Source organism: Paenibacillus sp. 1781tsa1 (genome assembly GCF_024159265.1).
In the GTDB taxonomy this organism is placed as follows: domain Bacteria; phylum Bacillota; class Bacilli; order Paenibacillales; family Paenibacillaceae; genus Paenibacillus.
Window position 1 is genome coordinate 513,027 of the sequence record NZ_JAMYWY010000001.1, and the last position, 18,344, is coordinate 531,370.

Annotated in this window: 17 protein-coding genes; 12 read left to right on the forward strand and 5 right to left on the reverse strand. The window is 47.8% G+C overall.

Going from position 1 to position 18,344, the window contains the following annotated elements; translation table 11 throughout:
- Nucleotides 1-23 precede the first annotated feature (23 nt).
- Nucleotides 24-536: a PadR family transcriptional regulator gene (locus NKT06_RS02465; RefSeq protein WP_253429480.1), complete on the forward strand. Its 513-nt coding sequence runs from the start codon at nucleotides 24-26 to the stop codon at nucleotides 534-536.
- 142 nt (nucleotides 537-678) lie between these two features.
- On the opposite strand, the gene NKT06_RS02470 is transcribed toward NKT06_RS02465, so the two are convergent.
- Nucleotides 679-2,433, reverse strand: a complete 1,755-nt coding sequence (locus tag NKT06_RS02470; RefSeq protein WP_253429482.1) for an alpha-glycosidase — start codon at nucleotides 2,431-2,433, stop codon at nucleotides 679-681.
- Nucleotides 2,434-2,661: 228 nt separating this feature from the next.
- Between NKT06_RS02470 and NKT06_RS02475 the strand changes: the two genes are divergently transcribed.
- The 5 genes from NKT06_RS02475 to NKT06_RS02495 all read left to right on the forward strand — a co-directional run bounded on the left by NKT06_RS02475 (nucleotide 2,662) and on the right by NKT06_RS02495 (nucleotide 7,356).
- Nucleotides 2,662-3,345 carry a response regulator transcription factor gene (locus NKT06_RS02475; protein WP_253429484.1) on the forward strand — a complete coding sequence of 228 codons (684 nt, stop codon included), beginning with the start codon at nucleotides 2,662-2,664 and terminating at the stop codon, nucleotides 3,343-3,345.
- A 26-nt stretch (nucleotides 3,346-3,371) separates the two neighbouring features.
- Nucleotides 3,372-4,907 carry a sensor histidine kinase gene (locus tag NKT06_RS02480; RefSeq protein WP_253429486.1) on the forward strand — a complete coding sequence of 512 codons (1,536 nt, stop codon included), beginning with the start codon at nucleotides 3,372-3,374 and terminating at the stop codon, nucleotides 4,905-4,907.
- A gap of 85 nt (nucleotides 4,908-4,992) precedes the next feature.
- On the forward strand, nucleotides 4,993-5,907 hold the full coding sequence (locus NKT06_RS02485; RefSeq protein ID WP_253429487.1) for an ABC transporter ATP-binding protein: 915 nt from the start codon (nucleotides 4,993-4,995) through the stop codon (nucleotides 5,905-5,907).
- Entirely contained in the window at nucleotides 5,904-6,620 is a 717-nt protein-coding gene (locus tag NKT06_RS02490) for an ABC transporter permease (protein ID WP_253429489.1), read from the forward strand. Before NKT06_RS02485 ends, NKT06_RS02490 begins: the two co-directional genes overlap by 4 nt.
- Before the next feature lies 1 nt (nucleotide 6,621).
- Nucleotides 6,622-7,356: an ABC transporter permease gene (locus tag NKT06_RS02495; RefSeq protein ID WP_253429491.1), complete on the forward strand. Its 735-nt coding sequence runs from the start codon at nucleotides 6,622-6,624 to the stop codon at nucleotides 7,354-7,356.
- Nucleotides 7,357-7,451: 95 nt separating this feature from the next.
- Here NKT06_RS02495 and NKT06_RS02500 read toward each other — a convergent pair whose 3' ends face one another.
- Nucleotides 7,452-8,012: an acyltransferase gene (locus NKT06_RS02500; protein WP_253429494.1), complete on the reverse strand. Its 561-nt coding sequence runs from the start codon at nucleotides 8,010-8,012 to the stop codon at nucleotides 7,452-7,454.
- Between the two features lie 340 nt (nucleotides 8,013-8,352).
- Between NKT06_RS02500 and NKT06_RS02505 the strand changes: the two genes are divergently transcribed.
- Nucleotides 8,353-11,061 carry a PAS domain-containing hybrid sensor histidine kinase/response regulator gene (locus NKT06_RS02505; RefSeq protein WP_253429496.1) on the forward strand — a complete coding sequence of 903 codons (2,709 nt, stop codon included), beginning with the start codon at nucleotides 8,353-8,355 and terminating at the stop codon, nucleotides 11,059-11,061.
- Nucleotides 11,062-11,321: 260 nt separating this feature from the next.
- Here NKT06_RS02505 and NKT06_RS02510 read toward each other — a convergent pair whose 3' ends face one another.
- Nucleotides 11,322-12,275 (reverse strand): L-lactate dehydrogenase, encoded by a 954-nt coding sequence (locus NKT06_RS02510; protein WP_253429498.1) that lies wholly within the window; start codon nucleotides 12,273-12,275, stop codon nucleotides 11,322-11,324.
- A gap of 544 nt (nucleotides 12,276-12,819) precedes the next feature.
- On the opposite strand from NKT06_RS02510, the gene NKT06_RS02515 reads away from it, so the two are divergent.
- The 3 genes from NKT06_RS02515 to NKT06_RS02525 all read left to right on the forward strand — a co-directional run bounded on the left by NKT06_RS02515 (nucleotide 12,820) and on the right by NKT06_RS02525 (nucleotide 14,879).
- A complete protein-coding gene (locus NKT06_RS02515; RefSeq protein WP_253429500.1) occupies nucleotides 12,820-13,506 on the forward strand; it encodes a hypothetical protein in 687 nt (228 codons plus the stop codon).
- 137 nt (nucleotides 13,507-13,643) lie between these two features.
- Entirely contained in the window at nucleotides 13,644-14,465 is an 822-nt protein-coding gene (locus NKT06_RS02520; RefSeq protein ID WP_253429502.1) for a serine/threonine protein kinase, read from the forward strand.
- A 165-nt stretch (nucleotides 14,466-14,630) separates the two neighbouring features.
- Nucleotides 14,631-14,879, forward strand: coding sequence for a hypothetical protein (locus NKT06_RS02525; RefSeq protein WP_253429504.1), 249 nt, complete (start codon nucleotides 14,631-14,633; stop codon nucleotides 14,877-14,879).
- A gap of 419 nt (nucleotides 14,880-15,298) precedes the next feature.
- On the opposite strand, the gene NKT06_RS02530 is transcribed toward NKT06_RS02525, so the two are convergent.
- Nucleotides 15,299-15,508, reverse strand: a complete 210-nt coding sequence (locus tag NKT06_RS02530) for a hypothetical protein (protein WP_017690946.1) — start codon at nucleotides 15,506-15,508, stop codon at nucleotides 15,299-15,301.
- A gap of 207 nt (nucleotides 15,509-15,715) precedes the next feature.
- Here NKT06_RS02530 and map point away from each other — a divergent pair, with 207 nt between their 5' ends.
- Nucleotides 15,716-16,462, forward strand: coding sequence for a type I methionyl aminopeptidase (map, locus tag NKT06_RS02535; RefSeq protein WP_253442348.1), 747 nt, complete (start codon nucleotides 15,716-15,718; stop codon nucleotides 16,460-16,462).
- Nucleotides 16,463-16,636: 174 nt separating this feature from the next.
- A complete protein-coding gene (locus tag NKT06_RS02540; protein WP_253429506.1) occupies nucleotides 16,637-17,650 on the forward strand; it encodes an NADP-dependent oxidoreductase in 1,014 nt (337 codons plus the stop codon).
- Between the two features lie 120 nt (nucleotides 17,651-17,770).
- On the opposite strand, the gene NKT06_RS02545 is transcribed toward NKT06_RS02540, so the two are convergent.
- Complete coding sequence (locus NKT06_RS02545) at nucleotides 17,771-18,256, reverse strand: CcdC family protein (RefSeq protein ID WP_253429508.1); 486 nt, start codon at nucleotides 18,254-18,256, stop codon at nucleotides 17,771-17,773.
- Between the last annotated feature and the right edge of the window lie 88 nt (nucleotides 18,257-18,344).

The following is an 18,344-nucleotide window of genomic DNA, read 5'->3' on the forward strand; positions in this document are numbered from 1 at the left end:
GAATGGAAAGGAGCGGTACACCGATGAACACGCAGCATGTCATCCTCGGAATACTGCACAATCAGCCAAGTTCCGGATACGAGATCAAGCAGTACTTTGAACAATATTTTTCATTTTTCTTTGATGCCAGCTTTGGCACCATATATCCTACACTTGCGAAGATGGAAAAGTCAGGATTGCTGACTAAGGAATCAGTGAAGCAGGAAGGGAAACCTGATAAGAACGTGTATTCATTGACCCCTGAAGGAGCAGCGCAATTTCACGCCTATTTAATGAGTCCTTTGGAAGCTGAGGTATTTCGTTCTGATTTTCTGATGCGTTTGTACTTCGGAGAGTTGGCGGATGAAGATACCGTAACGGGGTGGATCTCGACCCAGTTGAAGCGAAAGGAAATGTTATATGCTGAACTTCAGCGCCAGATGGAAGAATTCGGTGAGCGTATTTCTCCTGCACAGCGTCTGTGTCTGCAAGTGGGGCTTGTACAATATGAGGCTACCATCCAGTTGCTCAAGGAACAGCTGGTTCAGGCAGAATAACCATGGCCCTAATAATTAACGTCAAAGTCAAATAGGCACTCATCAGATCCGGAACAGGTCTGTAAGCGCCTATTTGATTTTTTATATTCCGATAAAGTGCACTCCTGTCCTGTCTTGCATAAAAGCATATATAGCTTGATGTTTATGTGAGACTAGTACTTAGTACGGCATATCCATACGCAGGTAATTCAATGGCAAGCACGCCATCATCCTTGGCGGTACGATGGTTTCCACCGAATAGCTCGGTCCAATCCCCGTCTCCTGACTCCAGTTCGACAATAGCCGTCTCTTCGGACCGATTGAACAGAATCAGAATACGTTCCTCCTCATTTTGCCGCTCGAATACCAATTGGCTGCCATCGGGACGAGCCTGCAGGAAACGAACGGTGCCTTCTGCACGGAGGGCAGGATGAGCATGACGCAGGGAGATCAGTTTCTGATAAAAGTCGAACAGCTCACGGTCCTGCTTCGCTTCATCCCATTCCATGCATTTACGGCAGCCCGGATCATGCTCGCCGTCCATTCCAATCTCGTCTCCGTAGTAGATGCACGGCGCGCCCATGTAACTGAACTGGAATAACGCAGCCAGCTTCATCTTGCGCTGGTCGCCTTCACACAGCGTGAGAAGCCGCGGGGTATCGTGGCTGTCCAGCAAGTTGAATGCTACTTCGCTGGCCTGAAGCGGGTAACGGGATAATTGCCGACCGATGGAGTTCGCGAACTGTTCGGCGTGCATTGTGTTTTTCACAAAGAAAGCATTCACGGCATCGGTAAACGGATAGTTCATGGACGCATCGAACTGGTCGCCTTGAAGCCAAGAGGAGGACTCGTTCCATACTTCGCCCAGAATATAGGCATCCGGATTAGCGGCTTTGACTACACGGCGGAAATCACGCCAGAAGGCATCATCCACTTCGTCGGCAACATCCAGCCGCCATCCGTCCGCACCCACTTCCTTGATCCAGTACTCGGCAACCTCCAGCAGATATGCCTTAACCTCGGGATTCTCCGTATTCAACTTAGGCATGTGTGCTTCGAATCCGAAGGTCTCATACGTAGGAATGCCGTCTTTCACGTCCAGCGGGAATTCATGTACATGGAACCAGTCCTTGTATTTGGATTGTTCTCCGTTCTTCTGAACATCCACAAACGGCGCAAACGTCTTCCCGGAATGGTTGAACACAGCATCCAGCAATACGCGAATTCCACGTGCATGGCACAGCTCGACCAGTCTCTTCACGGTATCTGCGTCACCAAAATGCCGATCTACCCGCAGGTAGTCTTCGGTATCGTATTTGTGGTTGGTGGTGGCTTCGAAGATGGGGGTGAAGTAGATCGCATTAATGCCAAGATCGCTGATATAATCCAGATGGTCGATCACGCCCTGAAGGTCACCGCCAAAGAAATTGAAAGGGGTTGGCTCGCCACCCCACGGTTCCACCTTTTCCGGACTAATATCCGGGTTGCCGTTCGCGAATCGTTCAGGGAAAATCTGATAGAACACGGCATCCTTAACCCATGCAGGGGGTGTGAATACAGCTCCTGCATGAATATATGGGAACTGGAACATACGACCCGGATCATCTGGTTCCTCTTCTTGGAAGTCCGTCTCGGTCATCCAGATCTGTTCGTCTCCGTTTTTGAGCAGAAAAGAGTACTTCAGTCGGTGGTAGGGAGGTTTCACCTCGCCCTCGTAGTAATCGAACATGGAGTCAGAGGTGAACTTCGTTAAGGGAACCAGCGCTTTGGTTGCATCCCACGCATATTTATCTCCGGTCAGGGCATGTACCTCGGTCAGATCATTCTTTTTGGCGCGCAGACGCAGATGGATTGTATCTTGGTCATAGGCATAGGCCCAATTGCGTTTCGGTTGATGATAGATGGCTTCCAACAGCATAATGAAATTCCTCCCGTCAGGTGTAGGTATAATATGTACTTGGTAGACTTGATTGATATAACATTCCCCACGTGAATGGATAAGCTATAATTAGAATGTGTGGTAACGTAAAGGAATTCAACATGGTTTCAACAAGATATGAATCCATGTATTATAGACAGCTTTTATTATGATGATGCTCAGATATATCATTAACCCAATGGGGGCAGAAAGGAAACGAATATTCGAATGAAAACCAAACTGTTATATATTGAAGATGATACGGAAATTGCGACTTGGGTCAGAGCCGATCTGGAGGAGCGCGGTTATGAGGTGGTATGGCTCGGTAGTGGTGAAGGTGCAGCGGAGGCTGCTGTTGGTTGCTCACTCATTATTCTGGATGTCATGCTGCCCGGGCTGGATGGATTTACGGTGGGCCAGCGACTGAAAAAAGAACATCCCGCCGTGCCCATTGTCATGCTCTCGGCCAGAACGTCCATTGACGACAAGTTGCATGGTCTCGATTTTGCCGATGACTATGTGACGAAACCATTTCACCCCGATGAACTGGCTGCCCGGATTGAGGTCCAACTGCGTAAGGCGGGAACTGCGGTCTCATCGGATACAGCTCTGAAGCTGGATCACCTCTCCATCTATGAGAAAGATAACCGCATCGTCAATGAGGAGACGGGGGATGAGATTGTTTTATCGGGAAAACAGTTCCACATCTTCGCCTACCTGCTGCGACATATGGGCATGATTCGAACCAAAGAGCAGATCTATGAAGCCGTCTGGAACGAGCCCTATCTGGATGGAGACAAGACTTTGATGGTACATATTCGACATCTACGCGAGAAGCTGGAACTTGATCCGGCCAATCCGGTCGTTATTCAGACAGTCCGCGGTGTGGGATATCGCGTGAAGAAGCCATGATCCGGCGTTTCCGAGAACGGAAGACCATGAAGGTAGAACGGAAGGAAGAACGAAGCGCGGATCAAAAGCAGTCTGGGCGGCGCAAGCTACGCTTTGGGCGGTCGTTGATGTCCAGATATATCATCCTGATTCTGGCGGCCGTGTTATTTGTGCCCGTCGTTCTTCCGATTATATCCATCCTATATGTTGTCGTAGTGAATAACACAAATACGAATCAAGCGGCACCCTATGGTGACGTTACTCGGATCAGTAACCTCTGGTCGCGGGAAGCAGAGAATCTGGATGGTGCTTCAGATGAGGAGATTAAGGCCCGTTTGGAGCAATTACATGGCTCGTATCCCAAGTCTTCCATGTATCGTGTGAATGCGAGCGGTGAGACCCTCTTCATTATCGGTAGTGAGGATGTAACGATTCAGAAATCCACATCCCCGGATGGCAGGACAGACACGACATTGAGATGGTCGCTGGATACCGGGCAAAAGGCAGAGACCCGAATTCCAGCCTTATGGAATGTGAATAACACGATACAATTCATGAAAGAAGCTTCTTTTCGCGATCCGTTGACCGTAGTTGCATATATTGGCGGGGCTGAACAGGACAGAGGACAGGGCTTCATGATCATTGAAGTGCCGCGATCACTTCTGCAAATGACACAGAGTAACTGGCCGATGGAGCTCCTGTATCTCGGCGTTGTCATGATGATCATCTTCATGATTTTCATCATCATGTCGGTTCTCTTCTTCGCACGCATTCGCAAAAGGCTTATACGATTGCAGACGGCAATGATGACCACGGGCAAGGAAGGCATCCCGCTTCCGGTTGATATCCGCCGATCAGACGAGATTGGTCAACTGGAGGAATCATTTAACCAGATGGTACATCAACTGTCCGACAGCCGCGAGCGTGAACGTGAGGAAGAACAATTGCGCAAACGTCTGATTGCGGGGCTTTCCCACGATCTGCGCACCCCGCTAACGGTGATTCGTGGACATATGCATGCTTTGCACAAGGAAGCGCTGAGCGAGCAAGGTGACCGTTCATTACATCGCATGGAAGCGAAGATGGAGGACCTCGGCGGGCTCATTGACAACATGTTGTCTTACAATTTGCTCACGAGCGGTAAATATACGTTGAAGCTGGAAGAGAAAGATATGCTGCGCATTGTCAGGGAAACGGCGGCGGCTTGGTACCCGGTCTGGGAGAAAGAGCAATTCGAAATTGATATTGACCTGCCAGAGGAACCGCTAATCTGGCATATGGATGAACAAGGCATGCGCCGTATTCTCGATAATCTGTTCCAGAACGTAATTCGTCATGCTGCCAGCGGGAAATATATTGGCATATCAACCCAGGAGATTCAGGGTGAGACGGCCATCGTTATTCAGGATCGGGGTCCGGGAATGCAACAGGATTCCGACACCAAAGGCACAGGTCTGGGCTTATCCATTGTAGACTTGTTGATTCGTGAGATGGGTCTGCGCAAGCGGGTAGACAGTTCCGATGCGGGTGTCCGGACATCTATCTACAGTGGTAAGGGAAATAAGGAAACGATCCACCGCTGAAATAGCTTTTTTAAACTAAACTTAAACTGGAGACTACCTTGGCTTTAACCTTGGAAGGTTACGATAGTTCCGAGGTGATCATACAGTGAGTGAAAATATTATTCAAACGGCGAATTTATGGAAAACATATCGGGATCGTGCAGCGGTCCGTGAACTTGATCTGCATATTAAAAAGGGAGATATCTACGGCTTCCTTGGTCCCAATGGTGCCGGCAAAACAACAACGATTCGCATGCTTCTCGGCTTGATTAAACCAACCAAAGGCGTGATCCGTGTCTTTGACAAGGATATCCGCAAGGAGCGCATGGATATTTTGCGCCGTGTAGGCTCCTTGGTTGAATACCCGTCCTATTATGGACATCTGAACGCGGTAGAGAATCTGGAAACCTTGCGCCGCATCATCAATGTACCAAAATCAAGAATTGATGAGGTGCTGTCCATTGTAGATTTGACCAAGGATGCCAAACGTTCAGTAAAAGGGTATTCCCTTGGGATGAAGCAACGCCTCGGTATTGCCAGTGCTTTGCTGGGTGAACCGGAATTGCTGATTCTGGACGAACCAACGAATGGACTTGATCCGGCCGGTATCCAGGAGATTCGGGAACTGATCAAACGTATGCCTCTGGAACATGGCATTACCGTTCTGGTTTCCAGCCACTTGCTGAGTGAAGTTGAACAGATGGCAAGTCGTGTCGGCATTATCCGTGAAGGCAAGATGGTGCTTCAGGATACCATCGCGAGTCTGCATAGTCAGACGGGCAGCTCGATCCGTTTAACAGTTTCCGAACCGGAAGAGGCCATGAAACTGGCGAGAGAGCAGGGGCAATTTGGTCAGCGACAAGGTTCGGCGTTAACGTTCCCTTATATGGATAATCCTTCGGTTGCGCTGCTTGTGCGCCGATTGATTGAACAGGATCATGATGTGTATCGTGTAGAGGAACAGCGTCAGTCGCTGGAAGATCTGTTCATGCGGGTCATCGGCGAGGGGGCATCCATATGACCGGACGTGCATTATCGTCGGACTGGCTCAAGATTCGGGGGAAAGGAATCTGGTTTCTCGTTTTCCTGGCCCCGCTTGGATTGACAGCGATGCAGGCGCTTAATTTTGGCTTACGGTTGGACTATCTGAAAGAACAGTATGCCGGTAACCTGTGGGGTGGATTGCTGGGCAATGTGGTTGTCTTTGTGCCGTTGTCCCTGATGCTGGGAGCGACCATTCTCAGCTCCATGATTGCTAATGTCGAGCATGAACAGGGGTCGTGGAAACAGCTTCTCGCAATGCCAATTCCAAGGCCGGCCGTATATCTGGCGAAGTTCTTGCTGGCATGTCTGCTGCTGGTGATCTCCTGCCTGCTGCTAACCGCAGGGATTATAGGTTTGGGTCTGATCCTCGGATTCCATGCCAATGAGATCCCTTGGACGCATGCAATCAAGCTGGGGCTGTTGCCCTTGGCTGGTGCGCTTCCCGTGTTGTCGTTGGAGTTATGGCTCACAATGGTCAATAAAAATCAGGCGCTTCCCGTCACTCTGGGAATTGTTCTCGCGATAACAGGTATGTTCGCGCTCAGTATCTCACCGAACTTTCCACTTGCTTGGGCACAGATGGCTTGGAATGGACCTAATCCATATCTGTATGCAGGCATGGGTGCAGGTCTGGGGCTCTTAATCCTGTTGATGGGTATGCTGCACTTTAGCCGAAAGGATGTGGCCTGATATGAGCTTCGCGACAACATATTTTCGAATTTTATCGGCTGAGCGGCTAAAGATGGGCAAATCCCCCGTATGGCTCCTGATTCTGTTGAGTCCACTCATTGCGTTGCTCATCGGACTCTTGTCCACGCCTTCGGGGAATTGGCAGGTACTGATGGGCACGATGGTATTCTTGCACGGATTACTCCTGTTGCCGATGCTGACTGGCGTGTTTACGTCCTTTGTCTGCCGTTTTGAACATGCAGGAGGAGGGTGGAAGCAGATGCTGGTATTGCCACTCACACGTTCAGGGGTGTATGCAGGCAAGCTGACGATTGTACTCATGCTTCTGGCGGGTACACAAGTATTGTTGCTGATGTCCATTCTGCTGGCAGGCATGATCCATGGCATTACGATGCAGATCCCATGGGGATTCCTGGTGGGCAAACTGCTGCTTGGGTTGCTGGCCTGTGTACCACTGGCTGCCTTGCAGATGTTCGTTTCCCTGGTGTGGAGCAGCTTTGCTGCACCGCTCGCACTGAATTTTGCACTGACCGTGCCTAATATCCTCATCGTCAACTCAGCGACATATGGACCGTATTATCCTTGGGCGCAACCGATGATTCTGATGACACCCGTAGACGGCGGAGGTTTCGGAGCCTACAACGTGCCGCTGATGACGATACTGGCGGTCGTCAGAGGCAGTGCTGTCATTTTCATTGGAATCGGCATGATGTATTTTGCCAAAAAAGAAATTTGAATAATTAGATATACGTCTGGTTATCGTAAAATCAAGATCCTTCTTAAGCAAAACATGCAAAGCTCTATTGTATGTAGGCTTCAGGAGGATTTTTTCTAATGCCTAACCCACCCGTCATGAATGGTCAGCTCTCGAATGATTTTGGCTGGGGCTCCGGCTACAAGTGTATTCTCGGGTACATCTTTGGTCACCGTGCTTCCTGCTGCCACGACTGCATTTCTGCCAATAGTCACTCCGGGCAGAATGAGCGCGCCTGTACCAATCCAGGCATTATCCTGGATAACAATTCGTTTGGCAGTCTGGCTCCCGTCATCCAGTGAATCAATCCGGTGATAAGCACTGTCGAATATGCTTGTTCGAGGACCGATCATGACGTTATTACCGATCGTCACCTCTACGTTGGCGGCAATCCCCACACCGGCATTAATCATGACGTCATCACCAATGGTTAATCGTGCCCCTTTGACCACGGTTAGCTGGGTTCCCCAGGGTTTACCGATGATGTTAAGTCTCTTTCCCACCTGTAAGTCACCCCGTTTATTCAGATAAACCTTACCCCTGATTCTTGGCAGCAGGCCCATTGAGGGTTGGATTTTACCAAAAATGGCCAAGCCTCTTAGTTTGCCATAGGCAATTTTAACTCTGTTGGGCAGCATGATTCATCCATCCTCTCCGTCGTCAAAAACGTTTTTTTAACGATTATAGCCTTTTTGATACAAAATGTATCGTTAATTTTATGTCGTGGCTTTCTACCTTGTATAACTTGCATGCGTTCGAAGACGCCTCCGAAGTAAAACTAAAATTCCAAGTATTACATCACACAACATGTGAATTTAATCATAGATTGTAAGCAAAATGAGACGAGAATCTGGTAAAATAAAAAAAGCTGTTTCTAGGCAGGCTTACATGGTTATTCGAGGGTAGGCCCATTTTGGCAAGGGATAATCAATCCCTGATGTTAGATGAAGATATTGGCTGAGAAAAGAGGGGTAAGCCTTGGATATTAATAAAACGGAAACCCTGAAGCGCATTATTTCTGAGGGAAGTTCTTACCAATCACTGTTTTTTAATCACCCGGATGCCATTTATGTGATGGATATCCATGGAAACTATATTGATGCTAATCCCTCGGTAGAGCGAATGTCGGGGTATACACTGGATGACTTGATTCGTATGAATCAAAATCAGCTCTGTCCTCCGGACAGTGCAAATTTACGCAATGAATATATTAAAGAGGTACTGGCTGGACGTTCAGTCAGTAATTCCATTACTTTTTATCATAAAGATGGTTCTCTGAAACAGGCAGAGATTACGTATGTGCCTATAACAGATGGGAACGAAGTTGTAGGAATCTATGGTATTGCCAAAGATGTTACCGGTATCCTGGAAGTGCAACGTGAGCTTAAAGAGGCACAGGAGAAATATCAGGTGCTGGCTGACCATGCACAAGATCTGATTACGACTTGTTCTACGGATGGAGAGTTGTTATATGTCTCACCTTCCGTGTACGCCTTGCTGGGTTATAGGCCGGAGGAAGTTACAGGAAAGTCCTTCAAGGATTATTGTTATCCGGGAGATTACCCGGACCCTATGGATCTTAACAAGATCAGCAATGGCTGCAAGATGCGTGTGTTGCACAAGAAGGGACATTATATCTGGATGGAGACATTGGCGAAGCCTGTGGCTGGAGAGCCTGGCAAGAGTGTCCAGATTGTAAGCATCAGCAGGGATATTACCCAGCATAAGGATGCGGACCGACGTCTTCGGGAAAGCCGTCAGCGATACAGATCGTTGTTCGAACATAACCCGGCAGCTGTGTATTCATTGAATCTGGAAGGTAAATACAGCGCAGTGAACAGCAAACTGGTGCAAATGTTGGATATTCCGCGCAATAAGCTTATTGGCCAATCTTTTTTATCCAATCTGGATAAATGCGAAGTGCAATACGGCAAACGTTATTTTGAAATGGTGAAGCAAGGCGAACCGCAATATTATGAGACCCGAATCGTCAATTCAAGTGGTCGGAAGATTGAAGTATCTGTTACGAATGTGCCCATTATTGTGGATAAAGAAATGGTAGGCGTCTATGGGATCGTGTCCGATATTACCGAGCGTAAGGAATACACGGAACGAATTCAGGAGTTAAGCAAGCAACATGAGCTGATCCTCAACACGGTTACGGAAGGAATATATGGTTTGGATGCGGATGGAATCACCATGTTTATGAACCCAGCAGCAGCTTCGATGTTCGGTTACGAGGCGCAAGAGTTCATTGGCAAGAACTCACATCCCATTATTCATCACACCCGTGCAGACGGAAGTCATTTCCCAATAGAAGAGTGTCCAATTCACATGACCGTGTTGGATGGACAGAGACGTTCAGTCAAGGAAGATGTATTCTGGCGTAAAGATGGCAGCAGCTTTCTGGTGCAGTATCAGGTGACGCCGATTATTGAACAGGGACAGATTCAGGGCGCGGTGGTTGTGTTCAATGATGTGACTGGCGAACGTGAAATTGTACGTGCCAAAGAGACAGCTGAGCTGGCAGCTCAGGCCAAGTCAGAATTTCTGTCGATGGTTAGCCATGAGATCCGCACACCGATGAATGGAATCGTGGGCATGACAGAATTATTGATCGGTACCGATTTATCGGAAGAACAGCGTGAATATGCCGAGATTATTCAAGACAGTGGCGATGCGCTGCTGAACATCCTTAATGATATTTTGGACTTCAGTAAGCTGGAATCCGGAAAAATGGCACTGGCTTATGAACCATTTGCATTACGTAAGATGCTGGAACAGGTTGCCGAACTGTTTAAACCTCGTGCAGATGAGAAACATCTGCAGATCAGATATCGTCTCAATCCAAGCATCCCTGAGTTCATGGTTGGTGACGCCATACGTATCCGGCAGATTCTGGTGAACTTGGTTGGCAATGCGCTTAAGTTCACAGATCAGGGAAGCATTGATGTTAACGTGGATATTATCAAAGGCAGGAAGCCTGAAGATAGCGTGCTTGATTTCGCTGTGCAAGATACGGGAATTGGCATCCCGGCTGACAAGCTGGATCAGTTGTTCCAGTCCTTCTCTCAGCTGCATCCGGTGATTAACCGCAAATATGGTGGTACAGGGCTGGGACTGGTCATCTCCAAGCGACTCGTGGAGATCATGGGAGGTAGTATCAGTGTCGAGAGTACAGAAGGGGAAGGCTCAACCTTCCGGTTTGCTGTTCCTGCGGCGAGTGTAGATGCTTCAGCAGAACAGACAGCAAGTCAGTTCCATCATGATCGTACACGTCAGAGTGACAAGGTCGCCATGCGTATTCTGGTGGCGGAGGATCATCCAGTGAACCGCAAGATTTTGCGAGAATATCTGGAGAAGCTTGGATACCAGGCAGATGTGTGTACCAATGGCGTAGAAGCGATTGATGCCATCTCTCAGAATGCTTATGATATTGTTCTGATGGATATTCATATGCCGGTGATGGATGGACTTAAGGCAACAGACTTGTTACACCGCCTAATTCCACGGGATCGCATACCTCCAATCATCGCAGTTACAGGCAATGCCAAACGTGAAGATAAGGAAGCTTGTCTGGAGATTGGCATGCGTGACTTTATTAGCAAACCGGTCATGCTAAGTGAGTTGAAGCGGGTGTTACAGCAATGGGGGCCAAGGGACGAACCTCAGCTTGCACCGAATTGAACAACGACTCAAATCAATTTCATAACTCACTAAAATCAATTTCTGTAACCTAGATATAGACAAAAGAACCGTTTTGATCTATATCTAGCCTTGATTGAAGCAGCTGAAGGTATTATGAAATTGATTCACCTGGCTGTGAAAATAATAAACGCAAACACGTCAATAAATCCTCCTTAGATGGAGGGTTATTGGCGTGTTTGCGTTGAAAGGCTTTTGGAGTTGAGTCGAAGCATACCGAAGTAGAACTGTATACGAATGAGTTATGCCAATGTCAGACGATTGATATTGCCGGATAGAATTTCACAGGAGTTATTGAATTTTTGACGTTCCGCCGCATCTAGATTCAATTCGATAATCTCTTGAATGCCATTTCCTCCGATGATTGCAGGAACACCGACGCAGACATTATGTTGCTCGTACTCACCATCCAGTATAGCGGATACGGCGATGATCTTGTGTTCATCATTGAGGATTGATCGGGTAATGTGCGCGAGGGCATTGCCGATTCCGAATTGAGTAGAGCCTTTACGGGTAAAGATCTCCCAACCGGCATCCTTCGTTTTTCGTGCAATATCGTCCAGATCCAGATGTTTGAAGCGCTCCTTGTGCTGATCCAAAATGTGCATTATCGGTTTGCCACCGATGGTCACATGTGACCAGGCTACGAACTGGGACTCTCCATGCTCCCCGAGAGCATAACCATGCACACTGCGTGGATCGATGGAGAAGACTTCAGACAGCAGTGTTTTGAGTCGTGAAGAGTCAATGGACGTCCCTGTGCCGATGACATGCTCACGCGGAAGACCTGATAACTTCCATACCATATAAGTTACTATGTCAACCGGATTAGCAGCGACGACAAAAATCCCGTTAAATCCACTGTTCATGATGGGAACCACGATGTCTTTGGCGATGGACTCTGCTTCCTCCAGAATATCCAGCCGTGTCTGTCCTGGCTTCGGATTCGCCCCTGCGGTTAAGATAATCACATCCATATTGCCACAATCCTCGTACGTACCCGCATATACTTTGGTTCGGTTATGTGTAAAGTCCATACAATGGGAGAAATCCAGTGCCTGTGCTACGGCACGGTCATACGTCCGGTCAACCATCATAATTTCTCTGCATATGGATTGATTAATCATGGAATACGCACAACTTGAACCGACAAGACCCGCCCCGATCACCGCTACTTTACCTGATTTGCCTAACACTGCCGTTCAGCCCCCAATTAGATTGATATTTTCCGTTACTAACGCGTTCTATGTTAAGTATAGTCCTTTATTTTATGCTGGAATGCACTTCTACGTTACATAAGATAACACATGAAAAAGCTGTACAGCAATGATATCCGCTATCGCGGGAGCGTATTGGAGTAACGGAGTTAACAAAATTGACATCAATAATTCATAATCATATGATTTGACGGCGTTTGCACCTATGTCATTCGACATGACAGCATTCATGCTCGTTGTCGGATTGGGGGTTATTTGTGCGGATCATATACCTGACAAAACTTCTTAGGAATCCGCAGAAACAGAACAAAACCGCCAAAGGGATCTGCCGAGAAGTTGACGAATACATACGGACAAGCAAAAGATAAACAGACTTGATCCATGAGACAGGTTGCCCCGATCCGATGACGGTTCCAAAAAGGAACGCTGAAGCCATAATGTTCTTATCCAAGAATCAATTTCATAACTCACTAAAGGTATTATGAAATTGGTTCCCAAAAGACTTCATTCCGGGAGGGAATTAATGATGATTGAAGAAGCAGGAGCAACGACGGAAACGGCCAAGAGCCTGGGCATAGGTGCCAGTACTCTTCGTAAATATGCGGCGGCACTGGAAGAGCAGGGATACCGGTTCGAACGTTCCGCCAACAAATCCAGACTATTCAAGTCCGACGACATCGAGTGCATTGAACGCCTGATGACCGAACTCAGAGAGCATAATCTGCCTTTGGCTGATGCTGTGGTGACTGTATTGGCCCCTGAATCACCTGTAGCTGTAGTAGAAATAGATGTACCGGCGGTGGGGATCGAAGGTCTGTCAGAGTCCGAATGTGCAGCGACAGTCATGCCACCAACATATCCTGAGGGCGCGGAATCCATCGGGAACCTGAGATCCTATGAGGGTCTGGGACAACTGGTAAGTGAGGTAACATACGGTGCTGTAGAACAGCAGCAGGACGATCGGGTACAGCTGCTGCAACAGCGGGTTGATGAACTGGAGTTGACACTTCAGCACCTGGCAGAGACACATATGGCCCTGCAGGAACAGATGGAGAAACAACGCCTATGGATGAATGAGAAGCTGGAGGAAGAGCGAGATCGCGAACTCGTGACCAACCTGCGAAGCTTTCAGACTAGAAAACGCAAACCCAAAGGAGCATCACTGCGTATGTTGTTTGGACTACTGCCCAAGAAGCATAAGGAAGCTTGAGCGACAGACTATTGCCCATCGTGATTTTGCGTTATCGGCCTGATATAATAAGCTCCATACAACATGAAGACTGGCCATGGACCGCTCGGTATAGAAACAGACCGGGATGAGTTCGGAAAGCTGGCGTGGGAGGATCTGTGGAGCTGCGACGAAGTTGGCAAAGATTGCTCGGACTATGGACGGACAGTCCTCGCCGGAAAGGCACGACCCTTGCTGAGCGTTATACAATACAGGAATTGCTGGGTATGGGGAGCTATGGGCTGACATACCTGTGTACAGATGAGCAGAACGGCAGGGAAGTGGCGTTGAAGGAGTCCAAGCCCAGCAAGAGAAGACTCGCTGCACATCTGTTGGAGCGGGAGGCGGACGTGATGAAACTTCTGCATCATCCGGCGATCCCTGATCTATTGGATATGTTCACATCCGGGAGACGAAGTTATATCGTTACCGAGTATATTCGTGGACAGACGCTGGAAGATTGCATATTTGAGCAAGGTCTGCGATATACGGAGCGGGAATGTCTGGAACTTGCAGGTCAACTGCTGGCTCCGGTGGCTCATGTGCATGAACAGGGATATATTCATGGCGATGTGCGGATTCCCAATGTTATTTTACGTGAAGGGACGGTGCATCTGATTGACTTTGGCCTGGCGAGACGCTTGGGGGAGCCGTTGTTGCCGGAGTTAAAGCGACGTATGCGTGAAGTCCCTGAGCCTGAAGATGAACCGGCTACACCGGATCATGATCTGCAGGATATCGGCCACTTTCTTCTCTTTATGCTGTATTCGGCTTATGAGCCAGAGAAAGGTCGTGAACCCGCCAGCTGGCAGGAGGAACTTAAGCTTACGCCGGAATTGCACCAGATGCTGGAGCGACTCCTGGGACTTCGTCCGGGTTATGAAGGCGGAGCGATGGAGTTACGGGCAGAGATGGAACGTGTGTTGTTGAAGGTAAGATGAAATAAGTTCTAATAAGTTCTATAGACGGACCTATATTTGTTATTCGTGACCTCTTCGTATTGTATCTGTAGGGGTCTTTTTCCTTATACATGCATAACGTATCATAACAGTGGGTTGAATGATATAATGAATAACAATTATACGTTGAAGGAGGCGATTCATCATATGCTTAAAAAACTGGAAGGCGATCATGCCGAACTATTCAAAACGTGGTTTCATAGCAAAAAAGATACCATAGTGGATATCGAAGGAAAGCATTATTTAATCAAGCCGCTGGAAAACGTCGTTCAGGAAGAAATAGAGAGTGATTTGGAACTCAAAACTTTAATTATGCAAGCCAAAAAGGATATTTCATCGGGTAAGGTCTACTCTACAGATGATATAATTGACGCAATTGAAAAAGGGAATTTATAGATGTTTATCCAGTGGACACCTTCAGCAAGACAGGCTCTCGCTCAAATCGGAGTGTTCGTTTCACTCAGGAAGAGACAAAGCTCTATAAGATTGAACTGGTTCGGAGAATTGAGATGAAGGTGGCTGTCATGGCGGAATCCATGCCAGCTCAGGAACCATCCTGGCAAGGGACGTACCGGATACTATTTGATAAATTTAAAGTGTATTACTCGTTCTCGGTGGATAAGCAAATTTGCTACATTGAGGCATTAAGACATCAAAATCAGCAAAATTGATACATACTTATAAAGAAACAATAAAGGGGTGTTTTACGGGCCGTAAGTACGGCTCGCGAACACCCCTTTATTACATATTCATTTGTGTTCGTGTCCACTGAGGTGGCACGATCATTGCTCTTTAGTATCAGTAGCGAAAGCCGCTTAGCTGGAGCTGTATTTTCTGCTTTTGTAATACCCGGAGCCACTGCGGCTGTCCCTATATTTCACATCCGAAGAAGAATAACGCTTGTAGGAACGCTTGCCGGAGGAACTGCTGTGACGTTTATATGAGCGCCTGTCCGAAGAACTGTAACGTTTGCGGTGAGATGAAGATTTGGAATCGATAAGTTTGCCGATAATTTTTTTGAACATGAGCTTTCACCCTTTCGACTTCAACTGTTTTAACCATATACGTGGCCAGATCAGAAGGGGTTTCGAGTTTTTCATGGATAATTGTATTCATTGGACAGGAGCTTGGCGTATAATAGGATGTTGCTGATTGCGCGGAATTTTTTATTTTGAGCGTTTAGCGTTACAATAGAGGACAGGATAAGATTTTAACGGACAGGAGTAGTTATGATGATTACATTGAAGACCAAAGAACAGATTGAATATATGAAAAAAGCCGGAGAAATTCTGGCCGCATGCCATAGAGAAATTGCAAAGATGATTCGTCCAGGCATTACGACACAGGAGATCGATCAGTTTGCAGAGGCTTTTATGAAGAAAAATGGCGCTACACCGGAACAAAAGGGGTATAACGGATACCAATATGCGACATGTGCGTCGGTTAATGATGTGATCTGTCACGGGTTTCCGGGAAAATATGCACTGAAGGACGGCGATATCGTTACAATCGACATGGTGGTTAATCTGAATGGCTGGTTGGCCGATTCTGCCTGGTCTTATGCTGTAGGTGAAGTGACTCCGGAAGCGCAACATCTGCTGGATGTAACCAAAAACTCACTGTACAAAGGCATTGAATTTGCCGTGGTGGGCAACCGAATCGGAGATATCTCCCATGCCATTCAAGTCTATGCAGAGGGTGAAGGTCTGTCGGTTGTGCGCGAGTTTATCGGACACGGCATTGGTGAGAAGATGCATGAGGAACCACAAGTCCCTCACTATGGTCCGCCACATCGGGGTCCGCGTCTTAAGGAAGGTATGGTTATTACGATCGAACCGATGTTGAACATTGGTACGTTTCGCAGCAAGCTGGATTCGGATGGATGGACTGCACGTACTATGGATGGAAGTCTGTCTGCCCAGTATGAACATACCATTGCGATCACAGCAGACGGTCCTGTGATTTTGACAGCACAATAATAGCTAAAAGCAGCTACAATGTGACGATATTTGCATATTTCAAGGCGGCCCACGTTTGTGATCCGCCTGTTTCGGTTTAAACTAATAAGAAGTGATAACACAGAGCCAGTGGTGAGTGATCTCAGCTGACAAGGGTTAACCTTGCGTCCACTTGGCAACAAGGAGGTAATTTTGGTGTCTGTAAATAAACAGATCGTACTTGCGTCTCGTCCCGAAGGTGCCCCATCCAGAGAGAATTTCAAATTCATTGATGCACCTCTTCCTGAACCGGAAGCTGGGCAAGTCCTGGTCCGTACATTATATTTGTCGGTCGATCCGTACATGCGGGGCCGCATGAAAGATACAAAATCCTATGCTGCACCGTACGCGTTGAATGAAGTGATTAAGGGTGGCGCCATTGGGCAGGTAGTGGAATCTTCGGAACCCAATCTGCGCAAAGGAGATCTCGTATCCGGCATGTGGGGCTGGCAGCAATATGCTGCAGTGAATACGACGGATCTTTCGCTGATTGATACTGAAGAGGCACCAATCACGGCATACCTGGGTGCGCTGGGCCTGACGGGTCTGACGGCTTATTTTGGTATGGAAGACATCGGCAAACCGAAGGACGGCGAAACGGTCGTTGTATCGGGAGCAGCCGGAGCGGTAGGCATGATTGCAGGTCAGATTGGTAAAATCGTAGGAGCGCGCGTGGTCGGCATTGCAGGCTCCGATGAAAAATGCGTGTATTTGAAAGAAAAACTGGGCTTCGATGTGGTGTTGAACTACAAGAAGGAGCAGGATATGTCAGCGGCCATTGAACGGGCTTGCCCGGATGGCGTGGACGTCTACTTCGACAATGTGGGCGGCGACATCTCAGATGCAGTCTTGCGTCACATCAATCGGAATGCACGTATTCCTTTATGCGGTCAGATCTCGTCTTATAATCTGGAGAAACCGGATATCGGGATGCGACCACAGACGTTGCTGTTAACAAACACAGCATTAATGAAAGGTTTCCTGCTGGGTGACTATACAAAATCCTTCAAGGAAGGCCGCGCCAAGTTGGCGAAATGGATCAAGGAAGGTCATCTCCAGTATGAAGAAAACATTGTGGACGGGTTTGAACAGACGCCTGAAGCTTTTATGGGCCTCTTCTCTGGAGATAATCTGGGCAAGCAGTTGGTTAAGGTTGCAGATCCGGAATAGATATCAAACGATGTACATGTAAAATCAGGTTGGACACGAAAAGACACGTTCTGCGCACCGATGGTGCAGCAGAACGTGTCTTTTTTATCTGTAAATATGTGCGTGGTCTATGTAGGGACACTAGTGTTCGGCGACCAGCACTTCTTTGTAGTGTTTGTACATATATACACGCCAGCGTACAATCATGCCAAAAGCCAGCAGGAAGAACAATCCGCCCGTTTGCGGAATGCTTACATATCGCTGAATGACTTCATGCAGAATTAAGCGTACGGCCAGCAATCCAAGCAGAATGAAAGCAAAGCTGCGGGAGCGCGTGGCGAAGATCTCTTCACCTACTCGTTCAAACCGTGTACTGCGAATGAGGGGATAGGAGAAGAGGAACCAGCCCACCAGGAACGCAATGAATGCCCAGAGTAGAGGAACATGTGTTGCAGGAACAACAAACATAAGAAATCCTGTGCTCATGCCGAGCGGAGGAATAAGGATTTTGCGAATGGTCACCGGTCTGTGACTGGCTTTCATGCGGATGAAGATGGCAAGCAGTGCCATGACGATCATGCCCACAGTTGCTCCAATTTGCAGGTAGTACGGACTGATTTGAGCCACGTAGAACTCCCTCTTTCTGGAATAATATATTATCCGTAGATCCGGAACCCAGTACGAATTGCCGGAATTTTCAGTTCCTATTATATCA

Coding starts and splice junctions, on each gene's coding strand:
- NKT06_RS02495 (WP_253429491.1), top strand. CDS start 6,622: ATGAGCTTCGCGACAACATATTTTCGAATTTTATCGGCTGAGCGGCTA.
- NKT06_RS02530 (WP_017690946.1), bottom strand. CDS start 15,508: ATGTTCAAAAAAATTATCGGCAAACTTATCGATTCCAAATCTTCATCT.
- NKT06_RS02465 (WP_253429480.1), top strand. CDS start 24: ATGAACACGCAGCATGTCATCCTCGGAATACTGCACAATCAGCCAAGT.
- NKT06_RS02515 (WP_253429500.1), top strand. CDS start 12,820: ATGATGATTGAAGAAGCAGGAGCAACGACGGAAACGGCCAAGAGCCTG.
- NKT06_RS02480 (WP_253429486.1), top strand. CDS start 3,372: ATGAAGGTAGAACGGAAGGAAGAACGAAGCGCGGATCAAAAGCAGTCT.
- NKT06_RS02490 (WP_253429489.1), top strand. CDS start 5,904: ATGACCGGACGTGCATTATCGTCGGACTGGCTCAAGATTCGGGGGAAA.
- NKT06_RS02475 (WP_253429484.1), top strand. CDS start 2,662: ATGAAAACCAAACTGTTATATATTGAAGATGATACGGAAATTGCGACT.
- map (WP_253442348.1), top strand. CDS start 15,716: ATGATTACATTGAAGACCAAAGAACAGATTGAATATATGAAAAAAGCC.
- NKT06_RS02470 (WP_253429482.1), bottom strand. CDS start 2,433: ATGCTGTTGGAAGCCATCTATCATCAACCGAAACGCAATTGGGCCTAT.
- NKT06_RS02500 (WP_253429494.1), bottom strand. CDS start 8,012: ATGCTGCCCAACAGAGTTAAAATTGCCTATGGCAAACTAAGAGGCTTG.
- NKT06_RS02525 (WP_253429504.1), top strand. CDS start 14,631: ATGCTTAAAAAACTGGAAGGCGATCATGCCGAACTATTCAAAACGTGG.